Source organism: Microcoleus sp. CAWBG58 (assembly GCF_020883045.1).
Taxonomy (GTDB): domain Bacteria; phylum Cyanobacteriota; class Cyanobacteriia; order Cyanobacteriales; family Microcoleaceae; genus Microcoleus.
The window spans coordinates 37,098-55,962 of the sequence record NZ_JAHRFA010000017.1 but is presented as its reverse complement, the minus strand read 5'-3'; the positions used below and the strand labels follow the sequence as shown (position 1 = coordinate 55,962).

15 protein-coding genes are annotated in these 18,865 nt (G+C 46.0%); 9 read left to right on the top strand and 6 right to left on the bottom strand.

Going from position 1 to position 18,865, the window contains the following annotated elements; translation table 11 throughout:
- Positions 1-97 precede the first annotated feature (97 nt).
- The 3 genes from QZ918_RS10155 (at position 98) to QZ918_RS10145 (ending at position 2,695) form a co-directional block, all read left to right on the top strand.
- Positions 98-1,360, top strand: coding sequence for a S1 family peptidase (locus QZ918_RS10155; protein WP_293334167.1), 1,263 nt, complete (start codon positions 98-100; stop codon positions 1,358-1,360).
- Positions 1,361-1,459: 99 nt separating this feature from the next.
- The gene (locus tag QZ918_RS10150; protein WP_293334164.1) at positions 1,460-2,419 is read left to right on the top strand and encodes a S1 family peptidase; all 960 of its coding nucleotides are present in this window, start codon (positions 1,460-1,462) and stop codon (positions 2,417-2,419) included.
- A gap of 33 nt (positions 2,420-2,452) precedes the next feature.
- On the top strand, positions 2,453-2,695 hold the full coding sequence (locus QZ918_RS10145; RefSeq protein WP_293334161.1) for a hypothetical protein: 243 nt from the start codon (positions 2,453-2,455) through the stop codon (positions 2,693-2,695).
- A gap of 486 nt (positions 2,696-3,181) precedes the next feature.
- On the opposite strand, the gene QZ918_RS10140 is transcribed toward QZ918_RS10145, so the two are convergent.
- The gene (locus QZ918_RS10140) at positions 3,182-3,922 is read right to left on the bottom strand and encodes a hypothetical protein (protein WP_293334158.1); all 741 of its coding nucleotides are present in this window, start codon (positions 3,920-3,922) and stop codon (positions 3,182-3,184) included.
- Positions 3,923-4,164: 242 nt separating this feature from the next.
- On the opposite strand from QZ918_RS10140, the gene QZ918_RS10135 reads away from it, so the two are divergent.
- The 4 genes from QZ918_RS10135 to QZ918_RS10120 all read left to right on the top strand — a co-directional run bounded on the left by QZ918_RS10135 (position 4,165) and on the right by QZ918_RS10120 (position 7,393).
- Positions 4,165-4,662 carry a GNAT family N-acetyltransferase gene (locus tag QZ918_RS10135; RefSeq protein WP_293334155.1) on the top strand — a complete coding sequence of 166 codons (498 nt, stop codon included), beginning with the start codon at positions 4,165-4,167 and terminating at the stop codon, positions 4,660-4,662.
- 20 nt (positions 4,663-4,682) lie between these two features.
- On the top strand, positions 4,683-5,891 hold the full coding sequence (gene cbiE / locus QZ918_RS10130; protein ID WP_293334152.1) for a precorrin-6y C5,15-methyltransferase (decarboxylating) subunit CbiE: 1,209 nt from the start codon (positions 4,683-4,685) through the stop codon (positions 5,889-5,891).
- Between the two features lie 68 nt (positions 5,892-5,959).
- Positions 5,960-6,334, top strand: a complete 375-nt coding sequence (locus tag QZ918_RS10125; protein ID WP_293334149.1) for a hypothetical protein — start codon at positions 5,960-5,962, stop codon at positions 6,332-6,334.
- A 30-nt stretch (positions 6,335-6,364) separates the two neighbouring features.
- Entirely contained in the window at positions 6,365-7,393 is a 1,029-nt protein-coding gene (locus QZ918_RS10120) for a nucleotidyl transferase AbiEii/AbiGii toxin family protein (protein WP_293334146.1), read from the top strand.
- Positions 7,394-7,868: 475 nt separating this feature from the next.
- On the opposite strand, the gene QZ918_RS10115 is transcribed toward QZ918_RS10120, so the two are convergent.
- From QZ918_RS10115 to QZ918_RS10095, 5 genes are all read right to left on the bottom strand, one after another.
- Positions 7,869-8,255: a type II toxin-antitoxin system VapC family toxin gene (locus tag QZ918_RS10115; RefSeq protein WP_293334143.1), complete on the bottom strand. Its 387-nt coding sequence runs from the start codon at positions 8,253-8,255 to the stop codon at positions 7,869-7,871.
- Positions 8,252-8,479, bottom strand: coding sequence for a type II toxin-antitoxin system VapB family antitoxin (gene vapB, locus QZ918_RS10110; RefSeq protein ID WP_293334140.1), 228 nt, complete (start codon positions 8,477-8,479; stop codon positions 8,252-8,254). The genes QZ918_RS10115 and vapB overlap by 4 nt, the downstream gene beginning before the upstream one ends.
- Positions 8,480-8,529: 50 nt before the next feature.
- Positions 8,530-11,955, bottom strand: a complete 3,426-nt coding sequence (locus tag QZ918_RS10105) for a class I SAM-dependent DNA methyltransferase (protein ID WP_293334138.1) — start codon at positions 11,953-11,955, stop codon at positions 8,530-8,532.
- 244 nt (positions 11,956-12,199) lie between these two features.
- Positions 12,200-14,920, bottom strand: a complete 2,721-nt coding sequence (gene cphA, locus QZ918_RS10100) for a cyanophycin synthetase (protein ID WP_293334136.1) — start codon at positions 14,918-14,920, stop codon at positions 12,200-12,202.
- A gap of 336 nt (positions 14,921-15,256) precedes the next feature.
- Positions 15,257-16,150 carry a cyanophycinase gene (locus QZ918_RS10095; protein ID WP_293154067.1) on the bottom strand — a complete coding sequence of 298 codons (894 nt, stop codon included), beginning with the start codon at positions 16,148-16,150 and terminating at the stop codon, positions 15,257-15,259.
- Between the two features lie 322 nt (positions 16,151-16,472).
- On the opposite strand from QZ918_RS10095, the gene trmD reads away from it, so the two are divergent.
- Positions 16,473-17,147 carry a tRNA (guanosine(37)-N1)-methyltransferase TrmD gene (gene trmD, locus QZ918_RS10090; RefSeq protein ID WP_293154070.1) on the top strand — a complete coding sequence of 225 codons (675 nt, stop codon included), beginning with the start codon at positions 16,473-16,475 and terminating at the stop codon, positions 17,145-17,147.
- Positions 17,148-17,220: 73 nt separating this feature from the next.
- A complete protein-coding gene (locus QZ918_RS10085; protein WP_293334134.1) occupies positions 17,221-18,591 on the top strand; it encodes a DUF1517 domain-containing protein in 1,371 nt (456 codons plus the stop codon).
- Positions 18,592-18,865 lie beyond the last annotated feature (274 nt).

Below are 18,865 nucleotides of genomic sequence, written 5' to 3'. Positions count from 1 at the left end.
GGGTGAAGTTGGCAAACCCACTTCTCACTTATAAGTTGAATATTCCAAGTTCAAAGACCCTGTTTTTTGTTATTTGTACTGTATGTAACTTGGATAAATGAAGCATAATTCCCTGAAAGCCATCAGCCTAGCCTGTGTATGTAGTGTTGCGATCGCTCTACAGCCACAGGCTATTAATTTAGCGCAATCCCCAAAACCATCTACAACTAAGGCTGCCTTATTGTCAGATGAAGAAGTAAGCAAAAAAGCTAAGGAAATTACAGTCAAAGTTTTTAAAGTATTGCCAGATAATAATGAGGAAGTAGGGGGGTCAGGATTTATAGTCAGACGAGAAAAAAGTCAAGAGGCTAATTCGCAATACGTTTATCTAGTGCTGACTAACAATCACGTCATCAAAGGTTTAAAAGGAGAGTATAAAATAAAAACTGAGGATAATAAAGTTTATCAGGCATCTAAGTACACGGAAGCCGACTTTAAGGGAAATGATTTAGGGCTGTTGTCGTTTAGTAGTTCGATTTCCTATAAAGAAGCCGAACAGGGAGATTCATCTACTTTGAAGCCAGAGCAAAAAATTTTTGTAGCTGGGTTTCCCTGTGAGTCTAGTCCATGTAAATCAAAGTTTAAAATAGTACCGGGATTAGTAGCTCCTTTATCGTTGCTTTTGAAAAACAAAACTTTAGAAGCAGGCTATAGAATTGGATACGATAATAATACGAGCCCTGGATCTAGCGGTGGACCTGTATTCACATCCGCAGGTAAAGTAGTAGCTATAAACGGTAAGGGTAAGTATCCAAAACCGCCAATCGCGAATGCTCCGAACCCTTACATATTTACTGACGATTCTAAGCCTTCGCCAGATATTGAACAGTTCATGAGATACTTTGCTTGGGGAATTCCAATAGAAACATACAACGAGCTAGCTCCCAAAACTCCACTGGAGGAACCGAATCCTAAAGCTTCAAAAGGAGGGGAGACATCTACAGATTCTACGTCTTCTACACCTTCGCAGTCACCACATGATACAGCGGACAGTCAATCTCCAGGTACTGATAAATACGATTATATAGAAATAAAAATTATCATCTTAATTTTGTTTTTAGTGGTAATTGTGATTTTTTCAATATGGCTTAGTCAGAAAATTTTAAACAGAGGGAATAATGGTGAATTAAAAGATTCTACATCTGCTTCACAAATACCTTCTACAACATCTACCTCTCAGAAATTAATAGTTACAAATCATACTGCCCCTAATCACCCTACTATTGAAGTGAAGATTACTCATCCTGATGGAACAACAGACATTTATCAAGGTTATTTGGAAAAAATCCATAATATAGTAGAATCTGGTAAGGTAGAGTGATTTTATCGATTGAGTTCATAAAAATAATGATTTATGTGGTTACATAATAGGCTGAAGCGAATATCAAAAACATGGATAATTATTACCATAATAATTATTATGGTTGTCAGTTGTGCTGGAGATAGTGTAACAAAAACTCCGAATCCCCCTACATCTACAAATCCAATTTCCCCTAGTGTTTTACCATCTAAAATACCCAAGAAAACTATCTCACCGCCTGATAGAGAACAGGAAATAAAAGAACTAGCAGAAGAGACAACTGTGTTTATTAGTGGTAGTGGAAGCTCTCCTGGATCGGGGGTAATTTTTGCTAAAAGTGGCGATACTTATTATGTCCTAACAGCAGCTCATGTTGTCGGCACTCTACTTGGTGAGAGTGAAGATCCTTACGAATTGGAAACTCAAACAGATGATAAAAAACATAGAATTGCGGGTGCACATGATTATAACGATCGGATAAAAACAATCGATAAAAAAATCGATCTAGCAGTGGTAGAGTTCAAAGCTGAACCCGGTCAAAGCTATAGGACTGCTCCACTAGCAAACTCAATCGATCCCGATCTCGAAGTTTATGCTTTTGGATTGAATCTCTGCCAAGCATCAGGAAAACCAGCAAAAATCCCTCAGTTTACTCGTGGAAAAATATGTGAACTTAGGTCCGATCCAAAGGATGGTTATGATGTCCGCTACACCAATAATATTTTCCAAGGGGTCAGTGGCGGGCCTATATTTAATTCCCAAGGCCAGGTGGTAGCTATCCAGGCAGAATTAGCCTACGAGATAGGTAAAAAATACGATCCTAATACCTGTGAAACTATTCCCAAAGATCCAAACGAAAATTATTCTGACGGGTGGGGTGTTCCTGTTGTTACAAATTTTGATAAAATAAGAGAAAAACTGCCTCCAAATACAGAAATTAACCTGCAAAAATCTCCTAAAAAAGGAACAATAATTAGTAAAAACAACTGTCCTTCAAAGCCCAAACATTGTCCTCCTATATTACCTTCTGGTCAGCGCCCAGAGCCGAATTGTGAAAAATCTAAGATTCGCCAAGAATGAAATAGTAGCTATAGCCAAAAATCTACAACTTAGATGCTAGACACCTATATGTCGATCAATAATCCAAATTTAGGTAATAACTGGGGGATTCCTATCAGTTTATTTTTAGAGTCTAACTTAGCTAAGGGTAAGAATTTTGATGAAGACAAACAGCCTGTGAAACCAGCTAAGAGTACACCAAAATCATCCTCAACAAATACAACCCCTTCTTCAGATAACAGTGAGCCAATATTCAAGTGTACTGAAAGGGATAAGCTAGAAGGTTCGTGTCATTGAGCAGGAGTGCAATTGCATTTTTTGGTTTGTTGGGAAGTGCGATCGGGCTTTGTTTGGGAGTCAGTCATTATTTAGTTGTGCCTTTGTTAAGGTGGTTGGGTTGGAAGTAGGAATTAACTAATTAAATATTCAACATTTCACCTCAAATTCAGATCCCCCTAAATCCCCCTTAGAAAGGGGAACTTTGAGAAGGCTCTTGTCCCCCCGACCTAAGCGGGGTTAGGGGGTTTCTCCGGGTTTTAAAACTCTTGTGAGAAAGGCTTCTAGCCCGCCCCAAAATCTACAATTTAGAGGCTAGACAGCTTATAATCCAATACGGTTTACTGGTATACCGCCCTGAGGGTAAAACCCTATGATAAATAGATACGGAGATTGCTTCGTTCCTCTCTTCGGACTATTCTAAGTAAACCGTATTGGTGTATAAGCAGCAACTGTCAAAATTATGCGATCGCGTAGATTCATAAAATAGCAACAAAACTGGTTATTTTATTTGATAGTTAATTGGGCTGATTTTGTACGATCGCCCATTTTACCCGCAATCGCAATCTTTCCGGGGCGCAGCGCTCGAAACGTGCCCGGTTGCGTGCCCATATGATGAAAGGTGCGATCGAGTAACGGCCGCGAATTCGGAGGCTTGGTTGGCGCACCAGGCCCGGGTTCCTGATAATCTGGAGTCCGCAGCCCGAAAGTTAATGGGGGTAGCAAATTGCCTTTTGAATCAGAGGCGATCATTTCAAAGGTAATGCGATCGCCCGCGCGCACTGTCGCCACTTCTGGCTGAATCCGAACATCCCAATCTGGCGGATAAACAACACCAGACATCAAGAGTGTTTTTTGTCCTATTTTTGCCAACACGGTAAACTTTCCCGGCGCAATACCCGTCACAGTTCCATCTTGGGAAAGTTGGATAACTTTGGTATCTTGTGATGACCAAACTGCTGGTTTTCCAAACGATGCGAGTTCTGATACTCCGCAATCGGAACCGCTGCCTTCCCCAATTTTTATTTTAACGTTTTTACCTGCAATTAAAGGGTTGACATCTTCAAATTTGTAAGCGAGACAAGGAGTTGTTTTAAAGATACCGAGAGTGGTTTTAAAGATGCCTGCCGTCACCACGATCGCATCCCACGCGGTACAACCAATCGCTACTAATACTAACGCGACTGCGGTTCCATAGCCGACGGTGATTATTTTTTGTTTTCGATCAAACTGATGCCAGTCTCTCATTGTTCTTTCGATCGCACTTTCCTCAAAAGTTACTTGCCTCTAAGGGCGATCGATCTATTTCTGTATGCCAAAAACAAAATTGGCATAGGGTTCGATAAAATATATTAAAATTTCGATATTGTCTAGTGCGAGCTTCTAGATCGCACTGTATGGTTAATCGATCGGATATAATATCATGGTAGACTAGATATTTGGTGAATCAGGTTTTATAAGTTTGCGAACTGTTGACAAATAGAAGTCCAATGATACTTGAAACTGATAGATTGATTTTGACACCGATTGTAGAGAACGATCTCAACAAGCTGCACGCCATTTTTACCGATTCCTATGTCAGGAGATATTTGTGCGACGGTCAAATTTGGTCGCTAGATCCAGTGGAAGAAATGATCGAACAGAACGAACAACTGTTTGGAGAAAAGAAATTCGGCTTGTGGTTTATCGAGAGAAAGAGCGATCGCGAAATTATTGGATTTGTGGGTTTGTGGTATTTTTTTGAGGAACCGCAGCCGCAGTTGGTTTACGCGCTGTTGCCGAAAGCTATTAAAAAAGGCTACGCTACTGAAGCATCCACGAAAATATTAGAGTATGGTTTTGATGAACTTGGATTAGATTATCTGGTTGCAAGTTGCGATCGCCCAAACATTGAATCATGCAAATTAGCAGCCAGACTCGGGATGAGACAAGTAGAAGAAAGGATTGTCAATGAAAATCCCATATTATTCTTTAGAATCGATAAGTAGTAATTAGCAGTCAGGGCGCAATGCACAAATGGCTTTCGGTGGTGGGGATTGGGGAAGACGGACTTTCGGGATTAAGTTCGATCGCCCTTTCGCTACTCGATCGATCTAAAATCATTGTCGGTGGCGCCCGTCACCTCGCAATGCTACCAACCGACGACACCCGCGAAAAATTAGTTTGGGCTTCACCATTACAAACAACAGTTGACAGCATCATCAGCCGTCGCCCAGAGTCTGTTTGCGTGCTCGCAAGTGGCGATCCGATGTGTCACGGGATTGGTGTCACGCTGTCGCGCCGGATTCCGATTTCGGAAATGACTGTGATTCCCGCAGCATCCGCTTTTAGTCTGGCTTGCGCCCGTTTGGGTTGGCCGTTGGCGGATGTTGAAACTTTCAGCTTAACAAATCGCCCGATCGCCTCGATCGCACTTTCTCTGTATCCGGGAGCCCGATTGCTGGTGTTGAGTGCCGATCGACATACGCCGGGAAAGGTTGCCCAATTGTTGACACAGCGGGGGTTTGGTAGCAGTTTGATGACTGTGTTCGAGCGGATGGGGTCGGAGGCGGAACGGCGGATCGAGGAGGTTGCAGCAGCTTGGAATGCCACGGATTTAGCCGATTTGAATGCGATCGCCATTGCAGTTACAGCCGATCGCGAAACTCTGCTCGTTTCCCGCACCTCCGGCTTACCGGATGCAGCCTATCGCCACGATGGACAGTTGACGAAACGGGAGGTTAGAGCCGTTACGCTGTCGGCGTTAGCGCCGATTCCGGGGGAGTTGCTGTGGGATGTGGGGGCGGGCTGCGGTTCGATCGCGATTGAGTGGATGCGGAGTCATCGGAGTTGTCGGGCGATCGCGATCGAGCGCCATCCAACTAGACTGGAATATATTGCTGAAAATGCCTCTAATTTAGGTGTTCCCGAACTTAAAATCGTGGCGGGAGACGCGCCCGCTGCTTTGGTAAATTTGCCGCAACCGGATGCTATTTTCATCGGCGGCGGTGTCACCGCAGAGGCTTTGCTAGAAAGTTGTTGGAATGCTTTAGGTGAGGGCGGGCGATTGGTTGTGAATGCGGTAACTGTTGAAAGCGAATTTAAGGTTTTGCAGTGGCATTCTTTGCACGGTGGGGAACTGATTAGAATTGGGATTCAGCGGCTGGGGGCGATCGGTTCTTTTCAAGGTTGGAAGCCGCTTGCACCGGTGACTCAGTGGGCGGTTGTTAAGGGGTAATTCCGATGATTAAATAGGAATATTTAACCGCAGAGAGCGCAGAGAACACAGAGGAAGAGATGAGAGAGATGAATCATTATAAGTTAGCGATTCAGCAAGATATTATTGTGCAGCTTTTGGCACAGTTGACGGTTGACTATCAAAACACTAAATCAGAGCGCAAAGAGATAGCTCAGAGCTATCTTGGTTCCGAGGAAGAGTTTTCGTTTCTGGAGGAGCTGGAGTTAGTGACAGTCAGTATTCGCGGTTATGCTAGTCAGATTCAGGGTAGTCAAGGGGTTGAGGATCGTGATGAAGCGATCGCTTCTTTACATCAGCTTAGGGTGTTCGATCGTTCTGCGATCGCTCAGTTTTATGATGAGACGCGATCGGGCTATCTTCAAATGCGATCGTACATCCGAATGCTAGACTATTTGCGACTGCTGGTGTTGGAGTATTTGTAAATGGAATAGAGAAGGAGTTTTGCAAAGAAGATGAACGATAAAGAAATAGCAACCGCATTTAAAATCCCAGCAAAAATGCCATTTCTTGAGGCTATCTGCTGGCAAATTGCTAATGTCAAAAATCTGACTTTCCCGGAAATGCTATGTCGCTACGAATCAGGCTGGGATTATTGGGGAGTTTTGGGAGAACCCAACTCTGAGGAACTAATTTTTATTCGACAAATTAGCCAACACTATCAATCTTGGCTGGTAGCGGAACTATTAAGCATTAATCTGCCAGAAAAAACGGAAAAATTGGTAAATTTACAACCAATGTTTAAACGCGAAATTCATCAAAAAATATTAACTGTACTCAACCACTTGAATGTCGATTTTTTGCAGGAATGTCGCGCTTATTTTGGTGGCGGAACCCTGATAAGTATGGAACATGGGGAATATCGGTTAAGTCAGGATATTGACTTTATGTGTCCGATGGATGGTGGCTACAGTCTCCTGCGCCGAAAAGTGGCCGAAGCAGGCTATGATGCGATCTTTGCTAATCGCGAGCGCATTTTTCTCCCCAACGATATTCAATCAAACCAATACGGCATCAGATTTCCAGTTATTGTGGATGGCACTACCATTAAATTCGAGATGGTTTGTGAAGGGCGAATTCAGTTTGGCGAACCAAATTATCCCAATTGGTCGCCTGTTCCTTGCTTGAATCAAATCGATAGTATAGCAGAAAAACTGTTAGCAAATGCCGATCGATGGCCGAGCGATCGGGTAAACTCTAGAGATTTAATCGACTTGGCAATTCAAAGGTTAGCAACTGAGATTCCCCAAGAGGCGATCGACAAAGCTGAAGCAGCTTATCAAGTTATGGAACCGCTAAATCGAGCGATTCAGTATTTCCAAGAGCGTCCCGATTATCGGGAAAAATGCTATGATATTTTAAGTATTGCAGAACCCTATCGAGTTATTAATGGTATCGATTTATTAGCTCAAGATTTAGGTAGGGAAATCACAGTCAGGACATTTAGGGAGACTATTTCCCCGTTCCCTGGCTCTTTATCGTAAGATCGTGTCCGGTCGATCGACCACGATCGACACTGGTTTGTAGTGAGGACTTTAGTCCTTCTTCTGTCAAGGACTAAAGTCCTCACTACAAACCTTATCGATCGTGGGTAATCGATTTAAAACACCTGAATCCAGATAAGTTAGTTTACCGGACACCGCAGCCACCTCGACGATCGGCAATTTCTTGCTCTAACTCCACTTCATTGATGAGTTTCATACCGTTGGCGATCGCCCGTTGGCGAAGTTTCCACAGGGTTTGACCGAGTTGTGTTTTGGGGGTAAATTCTGGTGAAGATTTGAGCGCTAGAGCTTGGGTAAACTGAAGGACTTTTTCGCGATCGGCGGGCGCAAGTTCGCGCCAGTATTGTAGGAGGATTTGTTCGGGAGGCCTGGAAAACTTTTGACCGTAACTCTATAATTTATTTTAATCTTTTACAATCGATCGGGTCAATGCCATTGGCGATAAAAATCTAGTTTATTCCCATAATCTTTGAACAGCATAAGCATCAAACATTTCATCACGGCTGACTAAAACTAAAGAATGATTAATGGATTGGGCAATTAAAATGCGATCGAATGGATCGCGATGATGGAATGGTAGGTTGCGAACCCGTACAGTATCCGCAAATGAAATTGGCAGTAACAAGATGCCAGCAGCAGGTAACTGAGCTTCGATATCTGCATAGTCTGATTGCAGCGTCAGCTTACCAATGCTTATTTTTATCGCAATTTCCCAAAGACTGGCAATACTCAAATAGACTATATCGGCGGATTCAATCTGCTCTTTCAATGCAACTGATAGGTTAGGAGCATTTTCTGAAAACCAAATAAAAGTGTGAGTATCGAGGAGCAATGCACTCATTCCATATACTCCTGGAAATCATCTAATGGTGCATCAAAATCATCAGCAAGGGGTAAGACAAACGTGCCTTTCATCATCCCGGCTTGACGTTTCTTTTGATGAGGATTTACGGCAACCTCATTATTTGCATATTTTGCTGCTAAGAATTCTACATAGTGCAGCACTTCCTGTTTCAGGGAATCTGGTAATTTGACTAAGGTTTCTAGGATTGTGGTTTCTAGCATTAGATCGCCTCTTGCTGGATAAAATTATGATAACAATCACAAAGCAAAACTTACCGATCGCTTCCAACTTCCGCCAAATGCCAAAACGTCATCCCATTTTCCGCATGACTGAGCAAAATCCCCAAATCTTCGAGGCTTTCTAGACAGTCGAGAATGACTTTTTGTTTGCGATTGGCGCCTTTGAAATGGGCGGTGACTTGGGCGGCTGTCCATTCGCCACTTTGAGTGCGAAATAAGTCGCGGATGACGGAAAGTTGCTCTTTCAGGGTTTTGGGGAAGGGTTGTTGTTCCGTGGGAATGACGGCGATTTCGGTTTCGGTTATGATACCTGCAAGGGATGGTTGCACGTAGGTTTCGCCGGGGGCTTGGTAGTCGGGACGCAGCCAGCGAATGAGTCCGTTGCGTTCTTCTTCGGCGCGTTGGGCGTTGAGGGTGACGAGGTTTTCCAGGATTCGATCGTCCGTGAGGGTGGGTTCCCAACCGTAGGCGGCAAATACGGCGCTATCGAGTTCGTCGTGGATTTGTTTGAGGGTGGAGACGAGGGCTTTTTGGTTGAAGGCTTTGTCTTTGTCGTCGAGGGGTTCGCCTTGGCGGAGTTTTTCGAGGAGGTTGTACATCCCGGTGATGGTGACTTCGGGGTGAGTGGTTTGGACTCGTTTGCGGTGGCTGTCGAGGCGTTCTCCGAGTTCTCGGATGGTTTGTTTTTGGGTGTCGGTTGGAGTGGGGAAGGGGAAGGGGTCGAAGACAATTGACGGTTTCCATCGCAAATCATTGCCTTTTCCCATTCTTGGAGCAATCTTTTTTAGCCAAACTTGATGTATTTTTGATTCCAAAACGCCCAATATCCAAGCATCATCACTTGCTATACAGTAAACCTGTGCGTCGGGTAAAGTTTTTGCATCTAGAAAAGTGAATGGCTTAAATTTCGATGTATCTGGAGTACCAATGAAGCGGTTTAATTTCTTGATAGCAGATCGCAATTCTTCATTGGAACGAGCAAATAACCACCATTTTTTACGCCTAGAAGCTTCTCTATTTTGCAGCCTTATAGGACGGACATTATCGTATATATGTTGATAAATATGAGGATATTCTTCTATTATTTGAGCCTCGCTGTATTCAAATAAATCAATAATCCATTTTCTATGAGGTACGCGCACAATATCCATACCTATCACATAGGGTTTAATCACAAGAGGTAATGTTGAAGGCGAGTAACCAAAACGCTCTAAATCTTGTTCGCGCAACTTAAAGCCTTCCCCAATAGGAATTACACCCTGAAAAACAAATCCTCTATTGGATCCTAATTTAGTTATTTTAGTAGTATTAATGCTAAGGCTTAAGCTTGAACTAATAGTTCCTATTTGCTTACTAAATGAGATCATTTCTGATTCCACACTATCAGGACACACAGGTTCTTTTTGAACTGTCAGTAAGCATCCCACTCGATCGATCCCCTTTTCTGCTAACGTCATAGCTACACGAACAGCAGCACCATCGACACGATCGACCCAAGGATGATCGGGAATAGCAAAAGTTATTGACAGTCCATCTTTTAAAGCATTTTCAATTGCATTTAAATTGAAAGCTTGACTGATTGAATTAGTTGTAATAAAGCCGAATCTGTTGGTTCGATCATTTTTTATTAATTGAGCAGCAAAGTGCCACCAATACATTACGTAGTCAGATGAATTAGGAACTTCTGTGTAAACATTTCTGAGAGCTTCTGTATATCCATCTCCTAATATTTCTCTCATCCGCTTATTCCCAATAAACGGCGGATTCGACACAATATAATCCGCCGCCTGCCACTCGGCCGCCCTTGGATTCAAATAGCGATAAATTGTTACTTGATTTGTCGGATCGGGAATATCTTCTCCCGTCACCGGACTTTTCATCATCCGCCCGCCCCAGCGCGATCGCACCTTCCCCGTCGCATCAACATCCGGTTCGATCGCATCATAGGCCAACACCGCATCCCGGCATTCAATATTGTTGTACTCCCGCAACACAGGTTCGATCGGCGGAATGTCGCCAAACCGCCGAAAATGCCACTGCAAATACCCAATCCAAATCACCAAATCCGCGATCGCCGCCGCCCTCGGATTGATCTCAATTCCCAAAAACTGACTCGGATTGACTTGGGCAATATCTAACCGCAACTGCGCCGATCCGGTGACATCTTCCAAGCGCCGCAACACCTCCGACTCCAACCCTTTCAACAAATCCAATGTCACATACAAAAAATTCCCCGATCCGCACGCCGGATCGAGAATTTTCACCCCTTGTAACTCCGTCAAAAATGCTTCTAAAAGTGCGATCGCCTTTTTCCGTTGATTCGCAGTCGGTTCCGATTCCCCCGCGTTGAGTAACTGTTTAACCTCCGCTTGTACCGCAATCCAGCGATCGCCCAAAGGCTCCATCACCACAGGTTTTACCAACCGTTCCACATACGATCGCGGCGTATAATGCGCCCCCAACTTACTCCTCTCTCGCGCATCCAGCGCCCTTTCCAACAACGTCCCAAAAATCGCCGGTTCCACATTACACCAATCCCGCTTCGCCGCCTGCAACAATACTTCTAACTGCGCCTTTGTCAACGCAAACGCCTGGGATTCCGCAAACAATCCGCCATTAAACCGCAACAGTTGGCCGTGAAAGCCAAAACTCGTCCCCTCATTCATCGCCTCCCACAGCGCCTCTACCTCCGGTTTAAACATCTTTGGATTGAGAATCCATCGCGTTTCCAGCGCCTGGGTAAACAGATGTTCCTTCAGCAACCCCACATCCTCAGCAAACATGGTGAAAATACAGCGCATCAAAAACTGGGCGACTTGCTGCGGATCGACATTTGCCTCCATCCGCTTCGCCAACTCTGCCAAATCCGCCGCCACTTCCCGCGTTACCCGCGCCGCAATTTTTTCTGGATTGCGCTGCTGCGGATTGCTAAAAATATCGACAAACAAATCGAAAACATCAGCTTTTTGCAACTCTGTCAGCGCAATTTCTCGCCGCGCCCCATAGCCGCCGTAATCGCCGCTAAAACCCATCCACAATTCAAAATGGTCGCCAATGTCGCAAGTTAACAAAAACGGCGGTTTGCTGCTGAGATTGCGCGTATAAGCAACGGCTTGTACAAAGGCTTTTTCCATCTCTCGCAAATAGGTATTCGTTCCCCGCTTTGCCGTTCCTTTTTTGCTGGTTGTTCCGCCTTGTTTAGCTTCGATTAAAAAGTGTTCGGCTTTGTAAAAATCCACAAACCCCGGAGTTACTTTGCCGCTGGGATGAAAGATTTTGAGATCTTTGTCAAAGCAGTAGGGATCGTTGGGAATTCTACCTTTATCCATTGGGCGATCGACCCCCAGCGCATCGCACATTTCCGCAAAAAACAACTGGTAGTTTGCGCGTTCATTGCCGCTAGAACCTGCCCAGCGCGTGATGAATGTTTCGACTCTGGTGCGATCGGCTTCATTCATGTTTCAATCCTGCTGCTGGTTTTATAGGAATAATCATATCAAATCTGGTAGCATCGTCCTGTATTCATCTCTCTATTCTCTCCCTCTGTGTCCTCTGTGTTCTCTGCGGTTAAACCATTCCGATGCAACCGGAAACGAGCTCACAAGGAAATTATGAAATTCTCTAATTCTAAATTTAAAAAAAATAGGTTGGGTTTAACATAAGTAAACCCAACCTATTAATAATGAAATCAAACTTCAGAATTTAGCCTTGATTCACAGCAGTCGGTTTTAAACTTTCCTGTGACTTCGATTTAACTAAACTATTTTGAACTTCCACAGATTCCTGAATCGGTTTCCGTGCCTCAATTAGCTTCAGAGCTTTTGTGACGCCTTCAGGTAAAATCACTACCAAACTGCCAGCCGGTGCTTCGTCTAAAGCCTTGTTAACCGCAATGGTTTCGTCGAGAATCAATTCGTATTCAACTTTAGATCGATCGGCTGTTCGTTCGGAAATTGCCTCTGCAATCCCCTGACAAATGAACTTGGCTACAACACCGGGTTCTCGCCCGCGCCGATCCAGATCTTCTTTCACAATAATGCGATCGAACATTTCGGCCGAAAGTCTGCCCAACGTCACAAAATCCTCATCTCGTCTGTCTCCAGGGGCACAAACTACCCCGATCCGCATTCCATCCCAATTCTGTACAAAACTCCCCAAAGCCTTGTAGCTGTGCGGGTTGTGGGCGTAGTCCAGCAAAGCGTGATAGCTGCCCAAATTAAACAGGTTCATCCGTCCGGGAGTTTGGCCAACCGATGCTTGGAAGCTTGACAAAGCCGATCGAATATCTTCTATTTTCACTCCCTGAGCAAAAGCCGCCAAACAAGCCGCTAAAGCATTCGCAATCATAAACGACGCGCGCCCGCCCATCGTCAGCGGTACATTCACAGCCTGCTCAATTCTCAGCGTCCAATCGCCTTTGAGGATCGACAAATAGCCGTTTTCGTAAATTGCTGCCAGCCCGCCCGCAGCGGTGTGTTTGGCAACCAATTCGTTGTCTGGGTTCATTGAAAAATATGCAATTTGAGCCTTGACACGCTGCGCCATCTGTGATACTAGCGGGTCGTCTGCATTCAAAACTGCATAGCCTTTGGGCATTACTGACTCGACGAGGACGCTCTTGAGTTTGGCTAATTGTTCCACGGTGTCGATGTCGCCGATTCCCAAGTGATCCGCCGCGACGTTCAAGACGACGCCGACATCGCACTGATCGAAGCCCAAGCCCGATCGCAAAATTCCGCCTCTAGCCGTTTCCAGCACCGCCACTTCCACGGTGGGATCGGACAAAATCAAATGAGCGCTTTGCGGCCCGGTATTATCTCCGCTTTCGACTAAATATTCGCCGATGTAAGTGCCGTCAGTAGTCGTGTAGCCGGTAATTTGACCGGTTTGCTTGACAATGTGGGCCAGCAGGCGAGTGGTTGTAGTTTTACCGTTGGTTCCCGTCACCGCTAAAATCGGCACTCGGGTGGGTTGAGGCGAAGGGAACAGCATATCGAATACTGCACCGGCGACGTTGCGGGGCAAACCCTGACTCGGGGCGACGTGCATTCTGAAACCTGGTGCTGCGTTGACTTCGACGATGACGCCGTTGACATCGCGCAGCGGTACGGAAATGTCGGATGTCACTACGTCAATGCCAGCGATGTCCAAACCGATGATTTTGGCGACTCGGGAAAATAGCCAGACGTTTTCTGGGTGAATTTCGTCGGTGCGATCGACTGCAATGCCACCGGTACTGAGGTTTGCTGTCGCGCGCAAGAATACTCTTTTGCCTGCCGGCAATACCGAGTCCATTGCGTAGCCTTGTTTTTGGAGCAAATCGAGGGTCAATTTGTCGATCGTAATTCGGGTGAGCACGTTGTCGTGTCCGTCTCCCCGCTGCGGATCGCGGTTTACTTCTTCAACGAGTTCTTCTACTGTAGACTTGCCATCTCCTACAACGTTAGCGGGGACTCGTTCGGCGACTGCTACGACTTGGCCGTTGACTACTAATACTCTGTGGTCGCGGCCGGTGTAATAGCGCTCGACGATCACGCTCTTGGTTTTTGAGGCATTGCTGGCTAAATCGTAGGCTTCTTCTGCTACTTCCCAGGAGTTGATGTCGATCGTAATTCCGCGGCCGTGGTTGCCGTCTAGCGGTTTGAGGACGATCGGATAACCGCCCACATCTTCTATTGCTCCTTCGAGTTCGTCTAAATAATTAATCACCGTCCCTCTTGGAACCGGTACGCCCGCAGCCCCGAGGATATTTTTGGTACCTTCCTTATCGCAGGCTAGTTCTACCCCCAAAACTCCCGTGCGGTTGCTGAGAGTTGCCTGAATCCGCTTTTGGTGCACCCCGTAACCGAGCTGAATCATAAACCGGGCGCTCAAAGGTATCCAGGGAATGCCCCGCGCTTCTGCTTCCTTGATCAGTGTTTCGGTACTCGGGCCCAGGGCCGCCGACAAAGCAAACTCTCTGAGATCTCTCAAATCTTGGGCTAATTCCGCTGCTGGATAAGAACCAGTATCGGCAATGCTCTGGCACATCCGCACGCCCGCTCGGGTGGCGTAGCGACCTGCTTGTTCGTTTTGATACTCGATTACTACTTGGTAAATGCCTGGGGTAGCAGTCTCGCGGGTGCGACCAAACCCGACTGGCATTCCTGCCATCTCCTGAAGTTCTAGGGCTACGTGTTCGATGACGTGTCCCATCATTGTGCCTTCTCTGACCCGTTGCAGGAAGCCTCCCTGATGGCCGGGGGAACAGTGATGGTCGTCCAAACTCGGGAGTGTGGCGGTCAACCCTTCGTAGAAGCCAGGAATTTCAGATGTGGTTTTATCTGCCAACTCCTCTAAATCCAGACGCATGAGGACGAGTTTGTGGCGTCTGATGCTCCAGTAGTTGGGGCCGCGTAACGTCTGGATTTTAAGTATTTTCATGACTTTCAGAGGGGTATGGGTCGCTAAATCTTATAGGTAATTGCAGCATTTATTCAATTTGGAGCTAGATTGCTCGATCGACTGTTCGCTGCGAACAGTTTTGCATTGAATTTCCAGTTATAGGCAGCCAGCGAAAGAAAATTAATGCCCCAGCGATCGGCTAGAAACAAGTACAGGTCAAGGGCAGAAACTAGAAGCCAGAAGGTAGAATAAGACTGTGATTCTACCTTCTGGTGTCAGCCCGTCGCTGCTTTGGAATACATCCTTCTGTTGTATCTACGATTCGGCCCAAATGCCGCATACTTTCTGCCCGATCGATGATTCTGATATTCTGCGTTAGTTTGCTGTGCGGCATTCCAAAGGCCAGCCAGACTCGGAACAGGCTGCCGATGGCATTGGTTTGCCTAGGGGCATATTGTAGCAATCTCCGTGACACAAGACGTGCAAGCGCATATTGAACAGACTTAAGGGTTCAGTCGCTGCTACCATTGCCTCGTTGGTATAAAAATTATCCCTAGAATCAACAATAGTCACCGTGCCTTTACCTAGAACCTTCATAGTATCGTCTCCCTCAAACAAAGCGCAGGTATCTTCGTCAATACCAATAGCGATGCGATCGGGATGGCAAGCAACAGCCGACAACAAGCGAGCCATGCGGTTGCGGTTGTGAAAATGCTGGTCTACGATGATATCGGGAATAATGTTAAGTCCATTTGCCATGTCTACTAAAGAGCGGTTGGGTGACGCGCCGCTTCCGCCACCTGCAATCATGTGATATCCCATCACCGCAGCACCCGCACTGGTACCGGCGAGGGTAATCTTCCCTTCCAGAGTATATTCGCGAATTTTTTCCATCAGCGGAGTGTCCGCCAGCAGCCCGCAGAGCCGCAGTTGGTCGCCACCTGTGATGAATACGCCCGTACAGTCTTCCAAGTAATCTTTCCAGACGGGGTTTTCGCCTTGTTCGCGTTCGCGGATGTCAATGACTTTGACGGCACTCACGCCCATTTCGTCAAATATGGTGCGATAGCGGTTGCTAATTCCTTCGGGATCTCGGGAAGCGCAGGGAACGATCGCCAGCCGAGCGTTTGTACCCCCAGCACGGCAAAAAAAGGTATTCAGAATCTCTCGCCCGTGAACCTTGTCTTCGGCTCCTCCGATGACCATAATCGAGGTTTTCGTGCGCTGGGAAAGATTGTGTTCTAGGGCTTGAGATGTCAACTGCTGCATGGTGTGTCTTCCTCTGTGAGATGTGAAATTAAATTTTGCCGTGCCTGTGAGTACAATGGGGCTTTTTAAGAGTAAATATTTTTTGGTGCGAGTAAGGTGCCATCGCGCGATCGCGCAGTTGTTTAAGGGCGATTTTACAAAAGTCACCGTCCTGAGAACAGATGATTGTTGTACAAAATCGGCTCGCGGACAAAGGAAGAGAATTTAAGTGGCAAAAATTCTCAGAAATTATAAGAAATTATAAAGAATAAAGCAATTACTGAAAACCGATCGGCCTCTCCGGGTCAAACTAGAGGTGATGTATCAATAAATTCCAATAATTGTGCGATTTGACGTTGTTACCCTGTTTCCAGAATTTTTCCTGGCTCCCCTAGCGTCGGGACTCATGGGCAAAGCCTTAGCTAAAAATATTGCTGAGGTAAATTTTGTCAATCCCCGCCATTTTACCACAGACAAGCACCAGCGAGTCGATGACGAACCTTACGGGGGCGGAGTGGGGATGCTGATGAAGCCGGAACCAATTTTTGCTGCGGTGGAATCGCTACCGGTTTTGCCGAGGCGGGAGGTGATTTTGCTGACTCCCCAGGGCGAACCGATGCAGCAGCCGATGTTTCGGGAGTTCGCCACCGGGCGCGATCAGTTGGTGTTGATTTGCGGTCATTATGAGGGTGTGGACGATCGAGTGCTGCACTTGGTAACTCGCGAGGTGTCTCTAGGCGATTTTGTGCTCACAGGCGGCGAAATTCCGGCCTTGGCTTTGATTAATGGGGTTTTGCGATTGTTGCGGGGAACTGTGGCGAAGGAAGATTCGCTGAAATTTGAGAGTTTTGAAGACGGACTTTTGGACTATCCGCAGTACACTCGACCGGCCGATTTTCGGGGATTGAAGGTGCCCGACGTGTTGCTATCTGGTAATCACGCAGAAATTGCTCGCTGGCGCAAAGAACAGCAAATTGAAAGAACTCGATCGCGCCGCCCGGATTTGCTAGCGGATTAATTAACTGTAGGCTGTGGGCTGTGGGCTGTTGACATTTTTGATTTAACACTTCTGATTTTTTCCCAGAGAATTTATGCTGAAAAATCAACTTTTGTGCTGTTGGGCGATCGCCTTTTTGCTCGCGGGTGAAGTTACTCTAAATTCAACTTCCAGCAGCGGTGGCAAATGGTTAAATATTAACCAGGAAGCTTTGGCCAGAAGCAGCGGCGGCAGCCGTGGAGGAAGTAGTGGCGGGCGATCGAGTTCTTCTAGTTCTTCTTCCAGTTCTTCTTCCAGTTCCAGCCGTTCTAGTTCTTCTACTTCTTCTTCTACTTCCAGTAACAGCCGATCGAATAGTGCTGCTAGTTCCAGTCCCAGCCGCCCCAGCAACAGCGGCAACACTGGGGGAAGAGTTCGCAGCGGCTCTTTTGACAAGCCCGCCGCACCTGCACCTGTCGCCGCACCTAACCCTCCGATTCCGCCACAATCTAGCAATAACAGAACTGTAATTATCCAGCAGCGCACCTACAATTCAGGGCCGAGTTATGTAGTTCCTTACAATTCCGGTAACGGTCAACAAAATACAGGTTCCAACCAACAGCCCGCAAGTAATCCAGCACCAGTTACCACTGACAATAATTCGGGCGACAGCGATACCAGTTCGCCATCTTCAGACACTCTCGATAACAGTCAGCAAAATATCGGTTCAGAGCAACAACCAGCCGTCAATGCACCAGCACCAATTACCACTGATAATAACTCGAATAGCCCTCCGAGTTCGGAATCTGATGATGATTGGAAAATTGTAGTGTTTTGGCTGTTTGTTGCTGGAGGTTGCGTTGCGTTAATAGCCTACTGTATTTACTATTATCGACAACACCCTGCCAAAGAATCTAAAAAACAAATTTTTGCGGTCACTAAGTTGCAAATTGCCATGTTAGCAGAAGCTCGCGAAGTCCCAAGTCAGTTAACTGAATTGACGTTAAATTATGATACAACAAATGCGAGTCAACGTGCGGAGTTTTTGCAAGAATCTGTCTTGATTGTGTTGAGAAATCTGGAAAATTGGACTCACGTTTGTGCGAATTCTCAGATAGTCGAAAGTCGAGAAAAAGCAACGCAAATATTCAATCAAATTTCCATCCAAGAACGCAGCAAATTAAGTGTGGAAACTTTGAGTATGGTGAATGGCGATATCCGTCACAGACAGTCTGTTAGTGCTGGCGACGAAGAGCCTGGAGAGTATATTGCAGTCACGTTTTTGATAGGAACAGAGGATAGCCGACCTCTGTTTGGAGACATTCGCGATGTTGCAAAGTTGAAAGCAGTGTTAGAAAAATCGGCGGCTACTCCTGCCCAGAATCTACTGGTTTTAGAGGTGATTTGGAGTCCGCAGCAGGAAACCGATAGTTTGACGGGCGATGATTTGTTGGGTGCTTATCCGGATTTGATTCGGGTTGCTTGACGACCCAGGGCTCAGCTAGCGTTTTAGTTTGGCAATTTTTTGGTGTTTTGGGCGATCGCTCTTTTGGTTGATATTTGTTAGGATTTTACGAGCAAATAGTCAATTCGTACAAGCCTGGATTTTGCGGACTGAAGTCCTCACTACAAACCTGGATTTTGCGGACTGAAGTCCTCACTACAAACCTGGATTTTGCGGACTGAAGTCCTCACTACAAACCTGGATTTTGCGGACTGAAGTCCTCACTACAAACCTGGATTTTGCGGACTGAAGTCCT

Coding starts and splice junctions, on each gene's coding strand:
- QZ918_RS10155 (WP_293334167.1), top strand. CDS start 98: ATGAAGCATAATTCCCTGAAAGCCATCAGCCTAGCCTGTGTATGTAGT.
- QZ918_RS10150 (WP_293334164.1), top strand. CDS start 1,460: ATGGTTGTCAGTTGTGCTGGAGATAGTGTAACAAAAACTCCGAATCCC.
- QZ918_RS10145 (WP_293334161.1), top strand. CDS start 2,453: ATGCTAGACACCTATATGTCGATCAATAATCCAAATTTAGGTAATAAC.
- QZ918_RS10140 (WP_293334158.1), bottom strand. CDS start 3,922: ATGAGAGACTGGCATCAGTTTGATCGAAAACAAAAAATAATCACCGTC.
- QZ918_RS10135 (WP_293334155.1), top strand. CDS start 4,165: ATGATACTTGAAACTGATAGATTGATTTTGACACCGATTGTAGAGAAC.
- cbiE (WP_293334152.1), top strand. CDS start 4,683: ATGCACAAATGGCTTTCGGTGGTGGGGATTGGGGAAGACGGACTTTCG.
- QZ918_RS10125 (WP_293334149.1), top strand. CDS start 5,960: ATGAATCATTATAAGTTAGCGATTCAGCAAGATATTATTGTGCAGCTT.
- QZ918_RS10120 (WP_293334146.1), top strand. CDS start 6,365: ATGAACGATAAAGAAATAGCAACCGCATTTAAAATCCCAGCAAAAATG.
- QZ918_RS10115 (WP_293334143.1), bottom strand. CDS start 8,255: ATGAGTGCATTGCTCCTCGATACTCACACTTTTATTTGGTTTTCAGAA.
- vapB (WP_293334140.1), bottom strand. CDS start 8,479: ATGCTAGAAACCACAATCCTAGAAACCTTAGTCAAATTACCAGATTCC.
- QZ918_RS10105 (WP_293334138.1), bottom strand. CDS start 11,955: ATGAATGAAGCCGATCGCACCAGAGTCGAAACATTCATCACGCGCTGG.
- cphA (WP_293334136.1), bottom strand. CDS start 14,920: ATGAAAATACTTAAAATCCAGACGTTACGCGGCCCCAACTACTGGAGC.
- QZ918_RS10095 (WP_293154067.1), bottom strand. CDS start 16,150: ATGCAGCAGTTGACATCTCAAGCCCTAGAACACAATCTTTCCCAGCGC.
- QZ918_RS10085 (WP_293334134.1), top strand. CDS start 17,221: ATGCTGAAAAATCAACTTTTGTGCTGTTGGGCGATCGCCTTTTTGCTC.